The organism is Pseudomonas profundi, from assembly GCF_008638305.1.
In the GTDB taxonomy this organism is placed as follows: domain Bacteria; phylum Pseudomonadota; class Gammaproteobacteria; order Pseudomonadales; family Pseudomonadaceae; genus Halopseudomonas; species Halopseudomonas profundi.
In genome coordinates this window covers 108235-129044 of sequence record NZ_VTPZ01000013.1, presented here as the reverse complement: position 1 = coordinate 129044, position 20810 = coordinate 108235, and the positions used below count along the sequence as shown (strand labels likewise).

The following is a 20810-nucleotide window of genomic DNA, read 5'->3' as shown; positions in this document are numbered from 1 at the left end:
ACAGCCTGAAAGGGGTTGTGGTGAACCATAGAATCTCCCACTGGAGGAGGTGGGAAGCTCCTCGGATCATTTGTGGGAGGGGCGACCCGCCGCGATCGGCGTCCGCAGGACGCCTTGTTTTTGTCTCAACGCCTGCGCTGCCGATCCCCTGAAGGCCTTGAACGCTTGCGATTGGCCGCAGCTGCAGCTCCTTGCTCTGCTTCGTTGGCATCGCTGGCGGCTTTTTCCTCGGTGGTCTGGTTGCGGCGCGGCACAGGCTTCAGGTACTTCTCTTCAGGCGGTAGACATTCCAGCTTGCTACCGAGCATCTCCTCGATAGGCGGCACCTGGAATGCATCATCCTCCCCGGCGAAGCTGATGGAGGTGCCCTTGGCCCCGGCGCGGCCGGTACGACCAATGCGGTGCACGTAATCCTCTGCATCATCCGGCAGGGTGTAGTTGATTACATGACTGATACCATCGATATGAATCCCGCGTCCCGCGACATCGGTGGCCACCAATACCCGTAATTTGCCATCGCGGAAGTTATCCAGCGTGCGGACCCGCTTGTGCTGCGGCACATCACCGGACAACTGGGCGGCGTTTATACCGTCACGGACCAGCCGCTCCTGGATACGGCGTACCTCATCCTTGCGGTTGGCAAATACCATGACCCGCTCCAGCTCCAGCTGAGTTACCAGATTGTAGAGCAGAGTGTACTTGTCCTTGCCGCTGACGGCATAAACCTTCTGTGTGATGTTTTCCGAGGCGGGACGTTCGGGTTCGATCTCGACCACAGCCGGATTTTCGGTCCATTGCTGCGCCAGATTCATTACGTCATCGCTGAAGGTGGCGGAGAACAGCAGTGTCTGTCGGTCGCCCTTGCGTGGAGTCTGGCGAATGATCTGGCGTACCTGCGGGATGAAACCCATGTCGAGCATGCGATCGGCTTCATCCAGGATCAACACTTCTACCAGGTCCAGATGGACTTCGCCGCGGTTGCAGAAATCCAGCAAGCGCCCCGGTGTGGCAACCAGAATGTCGCAATAGCTCTTTTCCAGCTGGCGGATCTGTTTATCGAAGTCCATACCGCCGACAAAGCCCATGACATTCAGCGAGCAGTGTTTGGTCAGGCCTTCGGCATCATTGGCTATCTGCATGACCAGCTCGCGGGTCGGTGCAATGATCAATGCCCGTGGTTCGCCCATGAAACGCTCATCCGGCGGCGGTGTTTCCAGCAGCTGGGTGATGGTCGAAACAAGAAACGCAGCGGTCTTGCCGGTTCCGGTCTGTGCCCGACCGATGGCGTCATGGCCCTTCAAGGTGTTGCCCAGCACCGCAGCCTGGATCGGCGTGCAGTAGCTGAAACCCTGTTCGCTGATGGCGCGCATCAGGCTGTCGGGCAGCGGGAAATCATGAAAACGAGTCTTGCCTTCCATCGGCTCCACGGCGAAGTCTGCAAGCGACCAGGGCCTGGTTTCGACGGGTGCAGATGGGCGGCGGGGACGTGGCGCGGTGCTCCGCTTGGGCCTGGACCTGGGCGAAGCGGAGGCTTCGGTGTCTGCCGCCGGCTTGGGTTGGCGGGTTACCGGTGCGGTCTGGGATGTTGCGTTGGCCGACTCGGCATGCGGCGCGGGCGTCTCTCCGGGTTTGAACAACTTCTTTAGTGCTTTGAGCACAGGCGTCTCTCGATCTGGCGTGTGGATAATAATTGGCCAGTGTAAAGCAAGCCCGACGCTTAGCGAAGCCTTGGGCACCTTGTCAATGGGTGCCCGGCAAAAGTCCGTCTTTTAATTTGTGTGTGGCAAGCGCGTCTCAGAGCCCTAGACGCTGCGTCAGCCAGCTACGTATGTGCACGATTTCTTCGGGGCACACTTCGTGTGACATGTCGTAATCATGCCAATGGGTAGCGTGGCCAAGGGCTGCGAGACGATCATGTGCGTCGCGTCCCATCGGCACCGGGAGCACATCATCGTAGCGGCCATGGGCGAAGAAGATGTCCAGTACCGGCTCGGCAGAGGCATCCTGTAACAACGTCTCAAGCGTTGGGCCATAGGTAGACAGCGCCATCAGGCCCCCAAACGGCAGGCGACTCTGCAGCGCGGCGTGCAATACCACTGCGCCGCCCTGGGAGAACCCCGCGAGGATGATGCGTTCCATCGCTATGCCCTGATCACACTGTTGCTCGACCAGTTCGAGCACCGTGCTCACCGACTCCTGCATTTGCTCAGTGTTGATGATGCGTGCGGGTGACAGGCCGAGAATGTCAAACCAGCAGGGCATCGGGAAACCATTGTTTATCGTTACCGGCCGGGTCGGCGCCTGCGGGAAGATAAATCTGATGCCGTGCCCTGGCGGTAACCGCAGAGCTTCAACCACCGGCACAAAATCGTACCGGTCAGCGCCCAGACCATGCAGCCAGATAACGCAGGCGTCTGCCTTGCCAGGTGGGTCGATGATCAGTGGGGATTGGCTCATGGTCGTTCTCCTTTTTCAGCGCCTGGCCCGTTCAGGCCCGGGACATGAACTTGCCGGTGTCAGTATTGATACGGACGATTTCACCCGTGGCGAGGTATTCGGGGATCTGGATTTCGAGTCCGGTAGCAAAGCGGGCGGTCTTGGTGCGCGCGCTGGCTGAGGCGCCCTTGATAGCCGGGGGTGTTTCCTCGATGGGCATTTCCACCACGGCAGGCAGCTCGACGCCGACCATGTTGCCTTCGACGATCAGCCCGAACAGGCCCTGAATGCCTTCAGCCAGATAGGGGATCTGCTCTTCGATCTGTTCAGGATTGAGGGTGTACTGGCTGAAATCCTCGTTATCCATAAAGGTGTAACCGTCAGCGTCCTGGTACAGGAGCTGAACGGCACGCTTCTGGAAATCGATGGCTGCGAGCATGTCATCGCCAGTCAGACTCTGATCGAGTTTCTGTTTGGTCTGAACATGATTGAAGCGAATCTTGTACAGCGTGGTGCCACTGCGTGAGGACGGGCTTTTCACGTCAATGGTCGAGACGATGTAGGGCTGGCCATTGATCTGCACGATCTGGCCTTTCTTCAATTCGGAAGCTCTGGGCATGGGGCGGACTCATGATTGATGCAGCCGGTATTCTGCAGTGGGCAAGCCGGCTGCTGCAAGCGTATCCGAATGTGCCGTTCGGTACCTCAGGCGCCATCCGGCCCGCGCTGATTCGGGAGTGACTGGTCTGCGGCGCCAGCGGTCGGCATCTCATGAATACTCACTGGCTGCGTGTCACCGTTGGCGGCCTGCTGTGCAGGTCCGGCCGCCAGCGTCCGGCTGTTTATCACGCGTTCCAGACCGTCACTGTTGCGCAGGTTGATATCCAGTTGACGGTAGGCGATAACGATGCCGTGTTCGCGGAACTGCCGGTCGACTTCCCGGTTGATCTCATCAATGGCGAAGTTGCGGTCCATCAGCTCGCGCACATGGATACGCAGTTCATGTTCCAGCCGGTGATCGCCAAAATTCAGAAACAGCACCATGGGCTCAGGGTCTTTGAGAACCCGTGGGTTGTCATCGGCGATCTGCATCAGCAGTTCCTTGGTCTTGGCCAGATCAGCGCCGTGAGCAATACCCAGTTTCAGCGACACCCGGGTGATGGTGTCGTCCAGTGACCAGTTGATCAGCTGCTCGGTGACGAAGGTCTTGTTGGGGACGATAATTTCCTTGCGGTCGAAATCGGTAATGGTCGTCGCCCGAATACGTATCTTGTTCACCGTGCCGGACAGCGGGCCGATGGTCACCACATCGCCGATGCGCACCGGGCGTTCAAACAGGATGATCAGGCCAGACACGAAGTTGGCGAAGATCTCCTGCAAACCAAAGCCCAGTCCAACACCCAGTGCGGCGACCAGCCATTGCAGCTTGTTCCAGCTCACGCCGAGCGCCGATAAAGCGAAGAAAATGCCCAGGCTGACAATGGTGTAACTGAGCAGTGTGGTAATGGCGTAACTGCTGCCCTGACGCAGTTCCATGCGCGATAACACCAGCATTTCCAGCAGGCCTGGCAGGTTACGGCCGAGGGTGAAGGTCAGCGCCACGATAGTCAGCGCGCCGAGCAGATCGCCGGCACTGATGGGCGCCATCTGAGGATTGTCGGCGGTGCCAGCGTTGTACTCCCACATGGTCACCGATTCGAGGTAGGAGGCGGCGCTGATCAGATCGGACCAGGTAAAATACACCAGCACGCTGAACATGATGGTCAGGCCGAGACGGGCCAGGCGCAACGACTGCTGGTTGATCTGCTGGATGTCCATCTCGGGCACGTCAATGGTGGCTTCCGGTTCCGGATAATCATGCGGCTGTTCAGCGGTCTGACGTTTGCTCAGCGCGCGTTGATAGGCGAGGCGACGTCCGGCGACGTTGAGGTTACGCACCACTGTGCCTTCGAACAGCATCCAGATGGTGATCAGGTAGAGTGTGCTGATGAACCGGTCAGCCAGTTTTATGGCCGTGTAGTTGTAACCCCATGCCACCAGCCCGGCCAGCGCCAAAGGTGCCAGCGTCAGAATCAGGGCAGCCAGCAGGTGCAATACACGCGAATCATAGATCGGTTCACTGCGCTGCATCATGCGCCCCAACAGCCAGGCCAGGCCCACCATGCCGACCAGCATGAACAGGCGGCCCATGACGTCGTCGCCAATCTGCTCAGGGAGGATCTCACCTGTCGCGACCACCAGCACCAGCGGCAACAGAATCCATGCGGCGCGGCGCGTCAGACGGCGCAGGCGCGATACCTGTGCGGGCTCCCAGCGGAAGTGCCGGGTAGCAATGCCCTGTGGATCGAATACGCGATACAGCAGATGAATGATGAACCAGGCCAGCGCCAGTTCACTCAGACCCTGGCCCAGGGCGGGCATAGCCGGTTCCTCACCCAGACTCAACAACAGGCCCACGGAAACCAGCACCATCGGCACCGGGATGATGGTCAACGCCGTCAGCATCAATGCGCGCGGGGTGTGGTGCACGCTGTCGCGCCGGAAATGTCCGACATCCTCGTGCAGATTGCGTAACTGTTCACGCAGCGCGGGCAGTCGCCAGTTGTAAAAGCCCAACAACAGACCCAGCAGGACCAGCCAGACAATATGCTCGAGCAGGATGTCGCCGAGCTTTTTAAGCTGCACCAGAGGTTCGATCACATTCCACTGTTCAGCCGCCTTGCGCGGTAAATCGAGCAGCCAGGCGCGGTCCACCGGGCGGTTGCTGGCAACCCAGAAGAGTTGATCGTCGATGCGTCGCTCCAGATCATCGCTGAGCTTTTCAATCTGGCGCTGGTTGATCTGCACGCTGATGGCCAGGCTTAGCAGGGTGTTGATGTTGTCGCTCAGCTTGTCGACCAGGCTGATCCGGCTGCTCACCAGACCTTCAAACTCATCACGCAGCTCTTCGCGCTGCTCCTCCGGCAGACGGTTGATCAAGCGGTCGCGGTAGGCAGTGGGATTAACAATCTCATCCCGCAGCTGGTTCAACTCAAACTGGCGTAGCCGCAGATCAGCAATCTGGTCGGCCAGGGTTGCGTCATAGCGGACACTGGGCAGGGCCTGCTTCTGCTGATGCAGGATGCGTGACAGCAGTACGCTACCCTCCAGTACGTCGATCTGTTGTTCCAGTGCGCTTTCAATCTGGCCGAGGCTGTCGACCTGCTGCTTGGTCTGGATGCCCTTGCGTGTGAGCTCACCTACCTGGGTGGTGGCGCGCAACAGTTCTTCGCTCAGCTGCCGATTAATCGCGCCCTGGTCGCTTAGCAGTTGATGATTGCTCGCCTGTAATGCCTGTTCGGTGGCTTCGGTGACTGTCTGCTCGGACTGGCTGCGACGCTTTTCATTGATCACGTCTTGCAGTATCTGAATTTCGACCTCGAAGCTGCTTATCTGCTGGGCGAGCAGGTCGCGCTGCTGGGCGGCCAGATCCTGAAGGAGGTTGTTGGCTGCGAGACGTTGGCGCAGCAGGTCGCTGGAATAGTGCAGGCTCTGCTGTTCGGCGCGCAGCAAACGAATGCGCGCCTGGTTTACTGGCGTCTCACCCTGCCGCTGCAGCGCGCGGATCTGGTCGTTGAGTTCGTTTTCGCGGGTCTGATTCTTGGAGATGCTGGCCTGCGTTCGCTCCGGCCGGGTTTGCGCCGCGATCAGCTCGCTGTTGATGGCGGTCAGCTCATTCTGCGCATTGAACATGCGAGCCACTTTCTCGCCCAGGGCTCTCTCCAGTTCCCCGAGTTCCCTGGCCTCGAAGCTGGCGCGCATCTTGTCGAGATCCTCGACTTCAATGTCTTCCAGCTCCTGTCTCGCACTGCGAATGCGGGCGGGCGCCTCTTGCTTCTGCGTTTGGAGCTCGGCCAGCTGCTCGGTCAGTTTCTCGGTCCGTTGCAGATGCGTCAGTGTTTGCTGGTAAATGTCGCGGAGCTCGGTTTTTTCCGCTTCGCCCAGTGAGGCTTCATCGAGCGCCTGGATCTCAGTGCGCAGGGATTCGATGGCCCCCGTGAGTGCGTCTTGGGCATGCAGAGGAGCAGCGAACGTGACTAGGAAAGCCAGCAGCAGGCCGACGGAAAGCGAGAGAAACCGGGACATGAAGGATGTATCCACAATACGGGTTACTAGGGTCTGTTGACGTTTCATCACGAGCCGCGTTGCTGTGACAAATGTCGCCAGGCCGGGCGGCGTNCTGTGACAAATGTCGCCAGGCCGGGCGGCGTTCCGCAAGGCGCGGGACGCAGGTAATGGTTGTTCCCTTGCCAAGTCCCGCAACGCCGCATGGCGTCATTTGGAACCGCAGCCTAGGCGGCCCCACCCGTAGGGACGGGGCCCGTTTAGCGCAGCACTGCGTTACTCGTCGCTCATTTGGAACAACCACAAAATCGCCTGGAGCGTTTTTGCGCGTAAGCCCAGAAGGGGAGAAACACATGGATGTGTTGAACAAATTTCACTCCTCGCGCCTTGTTCTGCACCATACGGGCCTCCGTCGCGGCCGTGATGAAACGTCAACAGACCCTAAGGTCGGTGGCGCAGATTAATCCTGCGGGTAGTTCATGGGAAGGTGTCACAATGACAGGAGTGATAGCGAATGTAAGCAGACCGCCCGGGAGGGCGGTCTGTTCAGAGCGAGAAATTCAGGATTAGTTCACAATTTGATCAGAACCATTCGTCCTGCATGTCCAGACAGGTGGTGTCGCGACGCTCAAGCACCGTCAGAGCCTGATGGCAGCTGGGCACTTCCCAGGTCAGGAAGAACCGGGCGGCCTGCAGTTTGCCCTGATAGAACTCGCGGTCTGCTGCCGAGCCGGTCGCCAAGCCTTGTTGGGCGCGAATCGCCTGTTCCAGCCAGCGCCAACCAATGGCCATGTGGCCGAAGGCATTCAGATACAGCGCCGAGTTGGCCAATGCCTGGTTGATCTGGCCTTTACCCATGTCGCCCAGCAGTGCCAGGGTCACCTTGCCAATATGAGCGTGCAGGGCTTCCAGCGGTTCGCGCAGGGCAGTCAGTTCATCGAACTCACTCGCGCGGCGGCAGCAGTCCTGGATGAGCGCAGACAATTGCTTCAAGGCTGCGCCATTGTTCATCGCCACCTTACGCCCGAGCAGGTCCAGTGACTGGATGCCGTTGGTGCCTTCGTGGATGGGATTCAGGCGGTTGTCGCGGTAGTACTGTTCCACCGGATATTCGCGTGTGTAACCCGAACCGCCCAGTATCTGGAGCGCCAGCTCGTTAGCCTTGAGGCAGAACTCCGATGGCCAGGCCTTGACGATGGGCGTCAGCAGATCCAGCAGCTGCAGAGCTGTCTGGCGCTGTTCTTCGGTTTCCAGCGTTTCGGTATCGTCGAACAGACGTGCGGCATACAAGCCCAGATCAAAGGCGCCTTCGACGTAGGCTTTCTGCGTCAGCAGCATGCGCTTGACGTCGGTGTGCTGAATGATCGGCACCTGTCCCGATGTCGGGTCCTTGCCGTCGGGCAGGCGGCCCTGGGGGCGCTCGCGTGCATAATTCAGTGAATACAGATAACCCGCGTAGCCCAGCATCACAGCGCCCATACCGACGCCGATACGTGCTTCGTTCATCATCTGGAACATGTACGACAGCCCCTGATGCGGCTTGCCCACCAGATAGCCTACGCAGTTGTCATTGTCGCCAAAGTTCAGCGCGGTCGAGGTGGTGCCACGCCAGCCCATCTTGTGGAACAGGCCGGCCAGGGTCACATCGTTGCGCTCGCCAAGGGAGCCGTCATCCCTGACCAGAAACTTGGGTACGATGAATAGCGAAATGCCTTTCACACCTGCCGGTGCGTCGGGCAGCTTGGCCAGCACCATGTGCACGATATTGTCTGACAGCGGATGATCCCCGCCGGAAATGAAAATCTTGTTGCCCTTGAGCCGATAGCTGCCGTCTTCGGCCGGTTCGGCGCGGGTGCGGATGTCGGACAGCGAAGAGCCGGCGTGCGGTTCGGTCAGCGCCATGGTGCCAAAGAAGCGACCATCGATCATCGGCTGCAGGAAGCGCTGCTTCTGATCTTCATTGCCGAAGGCTTCGATCAGGTTGGCTGCACCCATAGTGAGCATGGCGTAGGAGGAGGTCGCTACGTTGGCGGACTGGAAATGCGCAAAACACGCCTGGGATAACAGGTTGGGCATCTGCATGCCGCCCTGCTCGAACGTGCGGGTGGCATTGAGAAACCCCGCTTCAAGGAAGGCGTCGACCGCGGGCTTGACCTCAGGAATCAGCTCCGCTGCCCCGTTAACGTATTGGGGCTCGTTTTCATCGCTCTTGCGGTTGTGCGGGGCGAAAAACTTTTCCGCGATGGTGCGGGCAGTGCCCAGCGCCGCATCAAATGTTTCGCGATTATGCTCAGCGAACCGCGGGCGCTGGGTCAGGCTTTCGGCATCCAGTACTTCGTACAACTCGAAGGCCAGATTGCGGGAATCAAGCAGGGTATCTGTCATGGCGCTCGTCTCGAAAATGAACGCCTGGCAGTGTATGCGTTCCGAATATGACTGCAAACGCCTATTGATACTACTTATGTCGCCGGATCAGAACAGCCGAAGCGGTGGCTCATCCAGGGCGGCGCGCTGCTCGCGCAGTGTCAGGATCTGGTCTGCCCAATACCGTTCGCTGGCGAACCAGGGAAAGTGTTTGGGGAACGCAGGGTCATCCCAGCGCCGCGCAAGCCATGCGCTGTAATGGATGAGGCGCAAGCTGCGCAGTGACTCGATCAGCGGCAGCTGCCGTGGGTCGAAATCGTAGAACTCGTTGTACCCGTCGGCCAGTTCGGCCAGTTGCGCCTGGCGCTGGTCACACTCGCCGGACAGCATCATCCACAGATCCTGGATCGCTGGGCCCTGACGACAATCGTCCATGTCGACCATATACAGCAGCTCATCGCGCCACAGCAGGTTGCCGACGTGCAGGTCGCCATGCAGGCGAATGGTGGTATGCGGCGTTGCGGCATGGATCGCATCGACGCGCTCGAGCAAATCGTCGGCTACAGAGAAATATGCAGGACGCAGATTCTCGGGCACGCTGCCAGCTTCGCGCAGCCAGGCGATACTTTCATGCCCAAAGTTTTGCGGAGTGAGTGACGGGCGATGACTGAACGGGCGCATTGAACCGACCGCATGCAGTCGCCCCAGTAGGCGGCCGAGCATGAGCAGATGGTCTGGATTGTCGAACTCGGGCGCGCGACCGCCAAAGCGTTTGAACAAACTGAAGCGAAAGCCTGCATGCTCAAAGAGCGTTTGCCCGTCGATTTGCATGGGGGGGATGACCGGGATTTCCAGATCGGCCAGTTCGAGGGAGAACTGATGCTCCTCGAGTATTGCCTCATCGCTCCAGCGGTGCGGGCGATAGAACTTGGCGATCAGCGGCTGGCCGTCCTCAATACCGATCTGGAATACGCGGTTCTCATAGCTGTTCAGGGTAAGCGTGCGGGCGTCACTGACATAGCCGAGCGATTCCACCGCATCGAGAACGGTATCAGGTGTGAGCAGGGCAAAAGGGTGTAGGTTGTCCATGGCGTCGCACCGTCGGTTTAGGAATGCTCCATGGTGTCATATTTACGGGCGAGATGGATAAGTTCGCTTGTACCTGGGGATGTCACGCGCCTGCGCTACGCCGAGCTTTTCGCATCACCAAAGCCCGTCGGCGGGCAACGCTATCGATCTGGTGTGCATCTGGAGTCAGCTTTCGCGAGGCGCCAGGGCCGCGCTGACACGCTGCAAGTACGTCCCTGTAAGCTCGTCGATGACATCCCTGTCATCGCACGGTCATCGCGACCCTGTCGCCTCGCTGCCCGGTGGAGATTTGCGTTGCAGGAGGTAAAGGCAGACGGTCGCCTGAGCCGCCTGGGGGTGTAGCGCGCCTGCGCTACGCCAGGTCTTCAACCCCACCAAGCCCGTCAGCGACCGGCTTCATAACAGCCAAATCGAGGTGTCGCGAGGAATCCCCCTAGCCGCCCTTTTACCAAGGGGGGAGCTGGTCCGGCGTGTTTGATTGTTTTGATGTCTGAGCCACGCGGGTGCTGGAACAAGTCCGCCGGCTGTCAGGGTGGAGCAAGTGTTGAAAACAGGGATGTTTTCACCAAGCCCCCAGGGATGGGTTCACGGCGTCTTGCGGAGTCCTGACAGGCGTCGGGCGGCTAACTTCCAAAATATCAGCGCGCACCTATGCGACAGTGTCTACGCAAGCAATCATCAAGCATCAGTCCGCGCCACGCACCAGACACTGACGCTAGCCGCGCCAGCATCAAGCAGGACCCGGCTGGCTTCTCTTACTGTTGTACCCGTGGTCACCACGTCCTCGACCAGGGCGATATGCTTGCCGAGAATCCGCTCTGGTTTGCGGCAAATGAAGGCGTCCTTGAGATTACGGCGTCGGGCTCGGGCGTCCAGGCCTTGCTGAGTCTGGGTCGCACGCTGTCGCAGCAACACACCGTGCTCAACGGGAATGGTCAGGCGTCTGGCAAGCGGACGCGTCAGTTCCATGGCCTGGTTGAAGCCGCGTTTTGCCAGGCGCGCGCCATGCAGCGGCATGGGAATCAGGCAATCCGGTAGTGCCTGGTGCCGCTCCCGGTAATGAAAGCGCACCGCATCCAGCAGCAGCAGGGCAAGCATCCGGCCATAGGTCAGTTGATGATGATGCTTGAAAGCCAGGATCAGACTGTCCACGGGGAAGCCATACAGAAAGGGCGCCACGATCTGATTGAAGGCGGGTGGGCTGTTCATGCATTGGCCGCACAGTCCTTCAGTGAGGGGAAGCGGCAGCGCGCATTGCCGACAGTGTGATCCGAGCCAGGGCAGGTCGGCGCGGCAGGCCTCGCAGATTCCCAGTTGGGAATGCACTCCATAGCTCAGACAGAGCAGGCAGGATGTCGTGTGGTTATTAATTAACCACTTGTAAACCACGGTTGATTTCAAGGGTTGACGCTATCCGTGTCGTCGCTATGATGCGATGAACGTTGAAGCCAAACCGATCTTCAAGCAAACACCAGGAATGTTTTTGATGACTGCATCCCAAACCCGCCACGACTGGACGCCGGCAGAAGTACTGGCCCTGTTCCGCCAACCCTTCAATGACCTGCTGTTCCAGGCGCAGACGGTGCATCGGCAGCATTTTGTTGCGAACCGGGTGCAAGTCTCGACATTGCTATCGATCAAGACCGGTGCTTGCCCTGAAGACTGCAAGTACTGCCCCCAGTCCGGGCACTACAACACCGGTCTGGACAAGGAAAAGCTCCTTGAGGTGCAGAAGGTGCTCGAAGAGGCCGCTGCAGCCAAAGCCATCGGCGCGACCCGTTTCTGCATGGGTGCTGCCTGGAAGCACCCGTCCGAAAAGGATATGCCATACGTTCTGCAAATGGTTCGGGGCGTGCGCAAGCTCGGCCTGGAAACCTGCATGACGCTTGGCAAGCTGACCAAGGAACAGACCGCTGCGCTGGCTGATGCGGGGCTGGATTATTACAACCATAACCTGGATACCTCGCCGGAGTTCTACGGCAATATCATCACTACGCGCACCTATAGCGATCGCCTGCAGACATTGTCCTACGTGCGTGATGCGGGAATGAAGATTTGCTCGGGCGGTATCCTGGGCATGGGCGAGTCGCTGCAAGATCGCGCCGGCCTGTTGATTCAATTGGCGAACCTGCCGGAGCATCCGGAGAGCGTGCCGATCAATATGCTGGTCAAGGTAGCCGGGACGCCGCTGGAAAACGCCGAGGACCTGGACCCCTTCGACTTCATCCGCATGCTGGCTGTGGCCCGTATCATGATGCCGAAATCGCACGTGCGCCTGTCAGCTGGCCGCGAGCAGATGAGTGAGCAAACCCAGGCGCTGGCGTTCTTTGCCGGAGCCAATTCGATTTTTTACGGCGATCGTCTGCTTACCACCTCCAATCCGCAGGCGGAAAAGGATATGCGTCTGTTCGAGCGCCTGGGCATCAAGCCTGAAGAGCGTGAAGAACATGATGATGAAGTGCATCAGGCAGCAATCGAGCAGGCGCTGGTTGAACAGCGCGATAGCGCATTGTTTACCAACGCAGCGGCGGTCTGATCACTCTCCCCACGAGCCTCCACCATGTCCTTCGATCTGACTGCCCGACTGGCTGAACGTCGGGCGGCCCATCTGTATCGTCAGCGACCGTTGCTTGAGACGCCACAGGGCGTACGGGTAGTAGTCGATGGTCAGCCGCTGCTGGCGTTCTGCAACAATGATTATCTGGGCCTGGCCAATGATCCGGAGGTGATTGAGGCCTTCGTTGCGGGCGCGCGCACCTGGGGCGTAGGCGGCGGCGCTTCGCACCTGGTGGTCGGGCACAGCACGCCGCACCATCAGCTTGAGGAAGCGCTCGCCGAATTTACCGGCCGTCCCCGGGCTCTGCTGATGTCGAGCGGCTATATGGCCAATCTGGGTGCGGTAACGGCATTGGTTGGGCAGGGCGATACGGTACTGGAAGATCGCCTGAATCACGCCTCGTTGCTGGACGCAGGTTTGCTCAGCGGCGCCCGATTCTCGCGTTACCTGCACAACGATATCTCAAGCTTGACCTCTCGTCTGGCCAAGGCCACCGGCAATACGCTGGTGGTGACCGATGGCGTTTTCAGCATGGACGGTGACCTGGCTGACTTGCCCGCGGTATGTGCTGCTGCACGAGCAAAGGATGCCTGGGTGATGGTGGATGACGCCCACGGATTTGGTTGCCTTGGTCGGCAAGGTGGCGGCATCGTCGAGCATTATGGGCTGGATGTGAAGGATGTCCCGGTACTCATCGGCACCCTGGGCAAGGCGTTTGGCACGGCGGGCGCCTTTATTGCCGGCAGCGAGGAGCTGATCGAGACCTTGATCCAGTTCGCGCGGCCGTACATCTATACCACCAGTCAGCCACCGGCCGTGGCGTGCGCTACGCTGAAAAGCCTGCAGATCCTGCGCGAGCAAAGCTGGCGACGCGAGCATCTCAACCGGCTGATCGCCCAGTTTCGCGCGGGCGTGTCCGATCTGGGGCTGCAATTGATGGACAGTCCAACGCCGATCCAGCCTATCGTTATGGGCAGCAGCGAGCGCGCCATCGCCGTCTCGGCGGCGCTGCGTGAGCGCGGCATATTGGTCACGGCGATACGCCCTCCGACTGTTCCGCGCGGGACGGCCCGGTTGCGGGTTACCCTGTGCGCAGCGCACAGTGAGAGCGATGTGGCGCAGCTTCTTGATGCGCTCAAACAAGCCATAGCCGCTGTTCCGGAGTGTGAGTGATGACCAATATTTCCCTGTTGCCTGGTTGGGCGATGTCTGCTGACAGCATGCAGCCGCTGCGCAGTGCGCTGCTTGAGCGGCTGCCCCAGGCGCAGGTTCAATGCCATGATTTGCCGCCTTTGCAGATGTCCAATATCGAGAGCGACCTGGCGGAACTGGGCGAGCGGCTGCCGGAGGGTCTGCTGATCGGTTGGTCGCTGGGCGGCGTGTTGGCATTGCAGCTACTGCGTCGTTTTCCAGAAAAATTCAGCACAGTCATTACCATCGCCAGTAATCCCTGTTTCGTCAGTCGCCGGGATTGGCCCGAGGCAATGCCGACCGATACTTTCAAGACCTTTTATGCTGATTACCGCGATGAGCCAGACAAAACGCTCAAGCGTTTCGCTTTGCTGATTACCCAGGGCAGCGCGCAGGGTAGGGCGCTGAGCCGATCCTTGCAGTGGGATGAGGCGGACCATGAGCAGCGTCTTCACGCCCTGGCGATTCTCGGTGTGCTTGATAGTCGTGCCATCCTGCGGCGCTCCGAGCTGCCGACGCTGCACTGTCTTGCCGGGCAGGATGCCCTGGTTCCTGCAGTAGTTGAAGGTGCGCTTATGGAGCTCGACAGTCATTCTCGCGTTGTCGTTTATCCCGAAGCCAGCCATGCCTTGCCGTTGGAGCAACCGCTCTGGCTGGCGGAACAGATAGCCCAGTTTCTGCAGATCGGCGATGACTGAGCGAACAATCGACAAGCGCCGGATCGCCGAATCATTCGGCCGTGCGGCTACTACCTATGACCAGGCTGCTGCCTTCCAGCGAACGGTGGGTAGTAATCTGCTGGCGCGTTTGCCTAAGGATTATTGTCCAGAGAATACGGCTGATCTGGGTTGTGGCACGGGCTACTTCACCCGGGAATTGCAAAGGCGTTACGGTCGTCCGGTGATGGGGATTGATCTGGCGGAGGGCATGTTGCAGTTCGCTCGTAACGCGTCACCGGATTGCGGACCCTGGGTTACCGCTGATGCGGAAGCGCTGCCGCTACGTGCTGGTTCGCAGGACCTGATCTTCTCGAGTCTGGCGCTGCAGTGGTGCTCGAATCTGCAGATAGCATTAAGCGAGGCGTATAACGCCCTGCGCCCCGGCGGCTATCTGGCGTTCAACACATTGGTTGAAGGCTCGCTTGGTGAGCTGCGCCAGGCCTGGGAGCGGGTCGACGGCTTTGTTCACGTTAATCGCTTCATGCCGGAGGCCGTGTTGCGTGAACTGCTGGCGCGTGCGGGATTTTCGCAGTGTCGTTGCGAGATCGAACAGCACGTCCTGCATTACGCGCAGCTCAGCGAACTGACCCGCGAGCTCAAGGCGCTGGGCGCCCACAACGTAAACCCCGGACGCCCCGGCGGGCTGACCGGACGTGCGAGGTTGCGCGCGCTAACTGAAGCATACGAGCAATTCCGTGGTGACAAAGGTTTGCCTGCCACCTATCAGGTTGCGCAGATCGTATTGACCAAGGGGGCGGCGTAACTGCCGGAGGAAAACATGTCCAAGCGTTATTTTGTTACCGGTACTGACACTGAAATCGGCAAGACCACCATTGCCGCGGCGCTACTGCATTCGGCCCGGCAACGGGGCTTGAGCACCGCTGCGGTGAAACCCGTAGCAGCCGGGTGCGAGCGCACCGCTGAGGGCCTGCGCAACGAGGATGCGCTGGCGTTGATGAACGAGTGCCAGCCGCCGTTGGATTATGAACTGATCAACCCGGTCGCGCTTGAAGCCGCCATCGCCCCGCATATTGCGGCGCATGAGGAAGACGTGACGCTGACAGCCGACGCGCTGTCGGCCGGCTGTAAAGCAGTATTCGAGCGCAACGCCGACCTGACGTTGGTCGAAGGCGCGGGTGGCTGGCGTGTGCCCTTGAATGACCGGCAGACGCTGGCCGATCTGGCCGGCTTGCTCGCGATTCCGGTGGTGATGGTGGTGGGTATGCGGCTCGGCTGTATCAATCATGCGCTGCTAACCGCCGAGGCGATCAAGGCCGATGGTCTGGTATTGGCCGGTTGGGTGGCCAACTGCGTGGACCCCGACATGAGCCGGCCCGATGAGAACCTGGCTACCCTCAAGCAACTGATCGAGGCCCCATGTCTCGGCGTGGTCCCCTGGCTGGAACAACCGTCTGCCGGCTCGATTGCTGCGCATCTGGATATCAGCGAGCTGCTTTGAACACGGCGCTACCCATTTGCTGCGGGCTGTGCTTGAATGGCCGTATCGGCTGAAGGGAGGCAAAGTGCCATGGCTAGCTTGGATCTTGTGTCATCGGGGATGAACAGCGTCAGGCAGGGGCAGTATCGTGCGAACACAGCGGCGGCGGAAATCGCACGCAGTGGTGTGCAATCCGATCCCGCAGCCTCGCAAGCCATTCCCGTTCAGCCCGCCAATGGCCAACCCGCCGCCACCACGGCCGTCGATTCCAATCGGCCGGTCAACCTGGTCGACAGTCTTGTCGAGCTGCAGCGCGGTCAACGTGAAGTCGAAGCCGGCGCAGCGGTAATTGATACAGCCAATGAAGTGCTCGGCACGCTGCTCGACGTAACAGCCTGAATCACATTTTCTGTAACCCCTCCTTGGATTCGTTACCCTAACGTCACGGCTGCAATCGCTGCCAGCGGGCGGCTTCGCCGTATCCTGCTTCCCCCAATCCGAAAAATACTTGCCTGGAGCGACCGCGCGGGCTTGACATGTCTATGCGGTAAACGTAAGTTTCAAACGTCTGTTTGAATGCTGCCTTTGGCAGCCCTGTTTGCAGCGTTCGTCTGCTCTTGAAATCCCGATATAACCGTTGAGGTCAAGTTACCATGCCAGAATACAAGGCTCCCCTGCGTGACATCCGTTTCGTCCGCGACGAAGTTCTGGGTTATGAAGAACACTACAAGAGCCTGCCGGGCTGCGAAGAGGCAACCCCGGATATGGTCGATGCCATTCTGGAAGAGGGTGCCAAGTTCTGTGAGCAGGTTATCGCTCCGCTGAACCGTGTTGGCGACACCGAAGGTTGCACCTGGAGCGCGGAGGGGGTGACCACTCCGACCGGCTTCAAGGAAGCCTACGCCCAGTATGTTGAAGGTGGCTGGCCGAGCCTGGCCCATGACGTAGCCCATGGCGGTCAGGGTCTGCCCGAGTCACTGGGACTGGCGGTCAGTGAAATGATCGGTCAGGCGAACTGGTCCTGGGGCATGTACCCGGGCCTGTCCCACGGCGCCATGAATACACTGGACGCCCACGGTACTGACGAACAGAAGCACACTTATCTGAGCAAGCTGGTGTCCGGCCAGTGGACCGGCACCATGTGCCTGACCGAACCACATTGCGGTACCGACCTGGGCATGCTGCGTACCAAGGCCGAGCCGAATGCCGACGGCAGCTACAAGATTTCCGGCACCAAGATCTTCATCTCTTCCGGTGAGCACGACATGGCCGAGAACATCGTCCACATCGTCCTCGCCCGCTTGCCCGACGCACCGGCTGGCACCAAGGGTATTTCGCTGTTCATCGTGCCGAAGTTCCTGCCTGACGCCAGCGGCGACAAGGGCGAGCGCAACGGTGTGACCTGTGGTTCGCTGGAACACAAGATGGGTATCCACGGCAACGCCACCTGCGTGATGAACTTCGACGCGGCGACCGGTTTTCTGATCGGACCGCCGAACAAGGGTCTGAACTGCATGTTCACCTTCATGAACACGGCCCGTCTGGGTACCGCGTTGCAGGGGCTGGCGCATGCTGAAGTGGGTTTCCAGGGTGGTATCAAGTATGCGCGTGAGCGTCTGCAGATGCGTGCTCTGACTGGTCCGAAGGCGCCGGAAAAAGCAGCTGATCCGATCATCGTGCACCCTGATGTACGCCGTATGCTGCTGACCATGAAGGCCTTTGCCGAAGGTAACCGGGCAATGGTGTACTTCACTGCCAAGCAGGTCGATATCGTCAAGAACAGTCCTGATGAAGCGGCGCGCAAGCAGGCTGACGCATTGCTCGCATTCCTTACGCCGATTGCCAAGGCCTTCATGACCGAAGTTGGCTTCGAAGCGGCCAACCACGGCGTGCAGATTTACGGCGGCCACGGTTTCATCTCCGAGTGGGGCATGGAGCAGAACGTACGTGATGCACGTATCGCCATGCTGTACGAAGGCACCACCGGTATCCAGGCGCTGGATCTGTTGGGCCGTAAGGTACTCATGACCCAGGGCGAGGCGCTCAAGGGCTTCACCAAGATCGTGCACAAGTTCTGTCAGGCGCAGGAAGGCAATGAGGCAACCGCCGAATTCGTTGCTCCCCTGGCGCAGCTGAACAAGGAATGGGCTGACCTGACCATGAAGGTCGGTATGGCTGCAATGAAGGATCGCGAGATGGTCGGCGCAGCATCGGTCGACTACCTCATGTACTCCGGTTACGTATGCCTGGCGTATTTCTGGGCGGATATGGCACGCGTTGCGGCCGGGAAGCTGGCTGAAGGCACTTCCGAGGAAGCCTTCTACAAGGCGAAGCTGCAGACTGCACGCTTCTACTTCCAGCGCATCCTGCCGCGTACGCGCATGCACGTTGAGGCGATGCTGTCCGGTTCTGCGAACCTGATGGATATGGACGAAGAGGACTTTGCGCTGGGGTACTAAGTCGGTTGCGGTATCCGAAGGGCTGCCCCGCATGGGGCGGCCCTTTTTTTGCCTGGATCTCGCCGGGATAGGTGAGTATCGCGGGCCGGATTTGGGCTCGCCGATGGGGTTGGTGTTGCTGCAGGCTTGGCGTAGCGCAGGCGCGCTACACCCCCAGGTTGGTCCGGCGCAGAGATCTATCGCGCCAACCGCAACCCACTGAACTGCCAGCGCGCCGACGCCGGGAAGAAGTTGCGATAACTGAGGCGAGCATGGCCGGATGGGGTGGCCAGTGAGCTGCCGCGCAGCACCATCTGGTTTATCATGAATTTGCCGTTATATTCGCCGACGGCCCCGGGCGCGGGCTGATATCCGGGGTAGGGCAGGTAGGCGCTATTGGTCCATTGCCATACCTCACCGAACAGGCCCGGCAGCTCCCGGTGTGACGCTGCAGCAAACTCCCATTCCGCCTCGGTGGGAAGTCGCGCCCCGGCCCAGCGGGCGTAAGCGTCTGCTTCATAGAAACTGATATGCATGACCGGAGCGCTGTGGTCGAGCAACTGTTCTCCGTGCAGGGTGAAGCGACGCCAGCTTTCCCCATCGTGACGCCAGTACAAGGGCCCCTGGAGGTGCTCGTTAGAGACCATGTCCCAGCCGTCCGAGAGCCATAGTTCCGGGCGTTCATAGCCGCCGTCGGCCATGAACGCGAGATAGTCACCGTTGCTGACGTTGCGACTGGCAAGCTCGAAGGGCTCGAGCCAGGCTCTGTGCCGCGGGCGTTCATTGTCGAAGCAGAAATCGCTGCCCTGATGGCCGATGTCGATCAGCCCACCGTCAAGGGCAACGAAGGTATTGGCTGCTTGTACATCCGTCGCGCCGTCTGCAGAAGATGACCGCCACGCCGGCAACAGCGGATTCAGGGAAAAGTGGTGTTTGAGGTCGGTGAGCATCAGTTCCTGGTGCTGTTGTTCATGATTCAGACCCAGTTCGATCAGGTCCAGCGCATCCTCGGTCAGATTGCCGGCTTGGATTGCTGCGCGCATGTGAGCGTCAACATGGGCACGGTAAGCAAGCACATCGTCCAGTGTGGGGCGGGATAACATTCCCCGCTCCGCGCGAAGATGGCGTTCGCCCACCCCGACATAATAGGAATTGAAGAGCACCCTGAACGCAGGGTCGAAGGCTGCGGGTGGGTTTGGCGACGCCGACAGAATAAACGTCTCGAAGAACCAGCTGGTATGCGCCAGATGCCATTTGACAGGACTGGCTTCGGCCATCGATTGCAGCTGGCAGTCTTCAGCCGACAGGCCCTCGACCAAGGCCAGGGAGTACTGGCGTACCTCATGAAAGCGCGCTGCAACGCGGGTCGAACGAGAGATTGGTTGATGCATGCTCATTGGCCTGGCTCCGCAAGAAAAACACCAAACCATTGGTAAGGATCGGTCCAGAACTGGCATTGGGCAAAACCGGCTTCAATCAACATGTCGCGGAAGCCGTTCGGGGTGTATTTGTGGGAGTACTCGGTGAGCAGGTGTTCGCCGGCGCGAAAGCAGCGGTTGGTCTGGCTGCCAAGCTCTACGCGGTGGTCACGCTGGGCTACCAGTTGCATTTCGATGCGGTTGTGCACGCAATCGTACCGTGCCCGGTGACTGAAATTCGTCCGGTCAAAGTCCGAGCCGATTTTTTGGTTAACCACGTCCAGCACGTGCAGGTTGAATTCTGCGGTGACGCCCGCCGCATCGTCATAGGCTGCCTCGAGGATCTCGACCGGTTTGATCAGATCAATCCCGATCAGCAGCCTGCCATGCTTGCCACAGTTACGGCGAATATTACGCAAAAGCCGTAGCGCATCGGCACGGGCAAAATTGCCGATCGACGAGCCGGGGTAGAAAAATACCGGCGGCGCATCCGGACATTCGCTGAGTAGGGTGGAGAGATCAAGGTCACGGGTGAAATCGCTGACTACGCCAATGCATTCCACTTCGGGGTTATGGGCCGCGACTTCGATCAGCGAGCTTTGCAGGAAATCGCCGGCGATATCGACGCCGACCAGACGTTCCGGGGCGACATGGTGCAGCCATTCGCGAGATTTGCCGCAGTCGCCGCACCCCAGGTCAATCCACTGCGAGCCTGAGGGCAGCACGTCAGCAATTTCCCGCGCATAGCGGCGAAATATGCCGGCTTCAGTCCGCGTGGGGTAATACTCGCTGAGCTCGCAGATGCGGTTGAACAGCTGACACCCGGTATCATCGTAAAAATATTTGGAATCAATCCGGGCGGTGGGTTGCAGCAGCCCGTCGAGCAGGCTGGCGTTCTCCTGAAGTACGTCGTGCTGTATAGCGTTTTCGATGCGCGGTAGCGGCAGGGCAATATTCACGGGAAGCCTCAGCGTCAGGTCTACGACTTCTGAAACTAGCAGTCGCGCGCGGCTTTTGCCAACCCGATGCAGGCCAGATTAAGCCATGGTGCCCACG

The 20810-nt window shown here is 59.6% G+C and carries 16 protein-coding genes and 1 pseudogene; 7 read left to right on the top strand and 10 right to left on the bottom strand.

Features of this window, described 5'->3' with window-relative positions; all coding sequences use genetic code 11:
* Positions 1 to 125 precede the first annotated feature (125 nt).
* The 8 genes and pseudogenes from rhlB to FZE95_RS19920 form a co-directional block, all read right to left on the bottom strand.
* On the bottom strand, positions 126 to 1658 hold the full coding sequence (gene rhlB, locus FZE95_RS16190; RefSeq protein ID WP_150301916.1) for an ATP-dependent RNA helicase RhlB: 1533 nt from the start codon (positions 1656 to 1658) through the stop codon (positions 126 to 128).
* A 136-nt stretch (positions 1659 to 1794) separates the two neighbouring features.
* Positions 1795 to 2457: an alpha/beta hydrolase gene (locus FZE95_RS16185; RefSeq protein WP_150301915.1), complete on the bottom strand. Its 663-nt coding sequence runs from the start codon at positions 2455 to 2457 to the stop codon at positions 1795 to 1797.
* A gap of 31 nt (positions 2458 to 2488) precedes the next feature.
* Positions 2489 to 3055 carry an elongation factor P-like protein EfpL gene (gene efpL / locus FZE95_RS16180; RefSeq protein WP_150301914.1) on the bottom strand — a complete coding sequence of 189 codons (567 nt, stop codon included), beginning with the start codon at positions 3053 to 3055 and terminating at the stop codon, positions 2489 to 2491.
* 86 nt (positions 3056 to 3141) lie between these two features.
* The gene (gene mscK / locus FZE95_RS16175; RefSeq protein ID WP_190324590.1) at positions 3142 to 6561 is read right to left on the bottom strand and encodes a mechanosensitive channel MscK; all 3420 of its coding nucleotides are present in this window, start codon (positions 6559 to 6561) and stop codon (positions 3142 to 3144) included.
* 561 nt (positions 6562 to 7122) lie between these two features.
* A complete protein-coding gene (locus FZE95_RS16170; RefSeq protein ID WP_150301912.1) occupies positions 7123 to 8925 on the bottom strand; it encodes an acyl-CoA dehydrogenase in 1803 nt (600 codons plus the stop codon).
* 87 nt (positions 8926 to 9012) lie between these two features.
* A complete protein-coding gene (locus FZE95_RS16165; protein WP_150301911.1) occupies positions 9013 to 9993 on the bottom strand; it encodes a serine/threonine protein kinase in 981 nt (326 codons plus the stop codon).
* A 678-nt stretch (positions 9994 to 10671) separates the two neighbouring features.
* Complete coding sequence (locus FZE95_RS16160; RefSeq protein ID WP_256670010.1) at positions 10672 to 11202, bottom strand: ComF family protein; 531 nt, start codon at positions 11200 to 11202, stop codon at positions 10672 to 10674.
* A gap of 9 nt (positions 11203 to 11211) precedes the next feature.
* Positions 11212 to 11382: pseudogene (locus FZE95_RS19920) on the bottom strand (double zinc ribbon domain-containing protein); the annotation flags it as partial.
* A 97-nt stretch (positions 11383 to 11479) separates the two neighbouring features.
* On the opposite strand from FZE95_RS19920, the gene bioB reads away from it, so the two are divergent.
* The 7 genes from bioB to FZE95_RS16125 all read left to right on the top strand — a co-directional run bounded on the left by bioB (position 11480) and on the right by FZE95_RS16125 (position 18357).
* Positions 11480 to 12529, top strand: coding sequence for a biotin synthase BioB (gene bioB, locus FZE95_RS16155; RefSeq protein ID WP_150301909.1), 1050 nt, complete (start codon positions 11480 to 11482; stop codon positions 12527 to 12529).
* A 24-nt stretch (positions 12530 to 12553) separates the two neighbouring features.
* Entirely contained in the window at positions 12554 to 13723 is a 1170-nt protein-coding gene (gene bioF, locus FZE95_RS16150; protein ID WP_150301908.1) for an 8-amino-7-oxononanoate synthase, read from the top strand.
* A complete protein-coding gene (locus FZE95_RS16145) occupies positions 13723 to 14439 on the top strand; it encodes an alpha/beta fold hydrolase (RefSeq protein WP_150301907.1) in 717 nt (238 codons plus the stop codon). The genes bioF and FZE95_RS16145 overlap by 1 nt, the downstream gene beginning before the upstream one ends.
* Entirely contained in the window at positions 14432 to 15223 is a 792-nt protein-coding gene (gene bioC / locus FZE95_RS16140) for a malonyl-ACP O-methyltransferase BioC (RefSeq protein WP_150301906.1), read from the top strand. Before FZE95_RS16145 ends, bioC begins: the two co-directional genes overlap by 8 nt.
* A 15-nt stretch (positions 15224 to 15238) precedes the next feature.
* On the top strand, positions 15239 to 15919 hold the full coding sequence (gene bioD, locus FZE95_RS16135) for a dethiobiotin synthase (RefSeq protein ID WP_150301905.1): 681 nt from the start codon (positions 15239 to 15241) through the stop codon (positions 15917 to 15919).
* A gap of 69 nt (positions 15920 to 15988) precedes the next feature.
* Positions 15989 to 16297: a hypothetical protein gene (locus FZE95_RS16130; protein WP_150301904.1), complete on the top strand. Its 309-nt coding sequence runs from the start codon at positions 15989 to 15991 to the stop codon at positions 16295 to 16297.
* Between the two features lie 254 nt (positions 16298 to 16551).
* Complete coding sequence (locus tag FZE95_RS16125) at positions 16552 to 18357, top strand: phenylacyl-CoA dehydrogenase (protein ID WP_150301903.1); 1806 nt, start codon at positions 16552 to 16554, stop codon at positions 18355 to 18357.
* A gap of 176 nt (positions 18358 to 18533) precedes the next feature.
* Here FZE95_RS16125 and egtB read toward each other — a convergent pair whose 3' ends face one another.
* Together egtB and egtD are read right to left on the bottom strand one after the other, a co-directional pair.
* A complete protein-coding gene (gene egtB, locus FZE95_RS16120) occupies positions 18534 to 19733 on the bottom strand; it encodes an ergothioneine biosynthesis protein EgtB (protein ID WP_150301902.1) in 1200 nt (399 codons plus the stop codon).
* Positions 19730 to 20713 carry an L-histidine N(alpha)-methyltransferase gene (gene egtD / locus FZE95_RS16115; protein ID WP_190324589.1) on the bottom strand — a complete coding sequence of 328 codons (984 nt, stop codon included), beginning with the start codon at positions 20711 to 20713 and terminating at the stop codon, positions 19730 to 19732. Before egtD ends, egtB begins: the two co-directional genes overlap by 4 nt.
* Between the last annotated feature and the right edge of the window lie 97 nt (positions 20714 to 20810).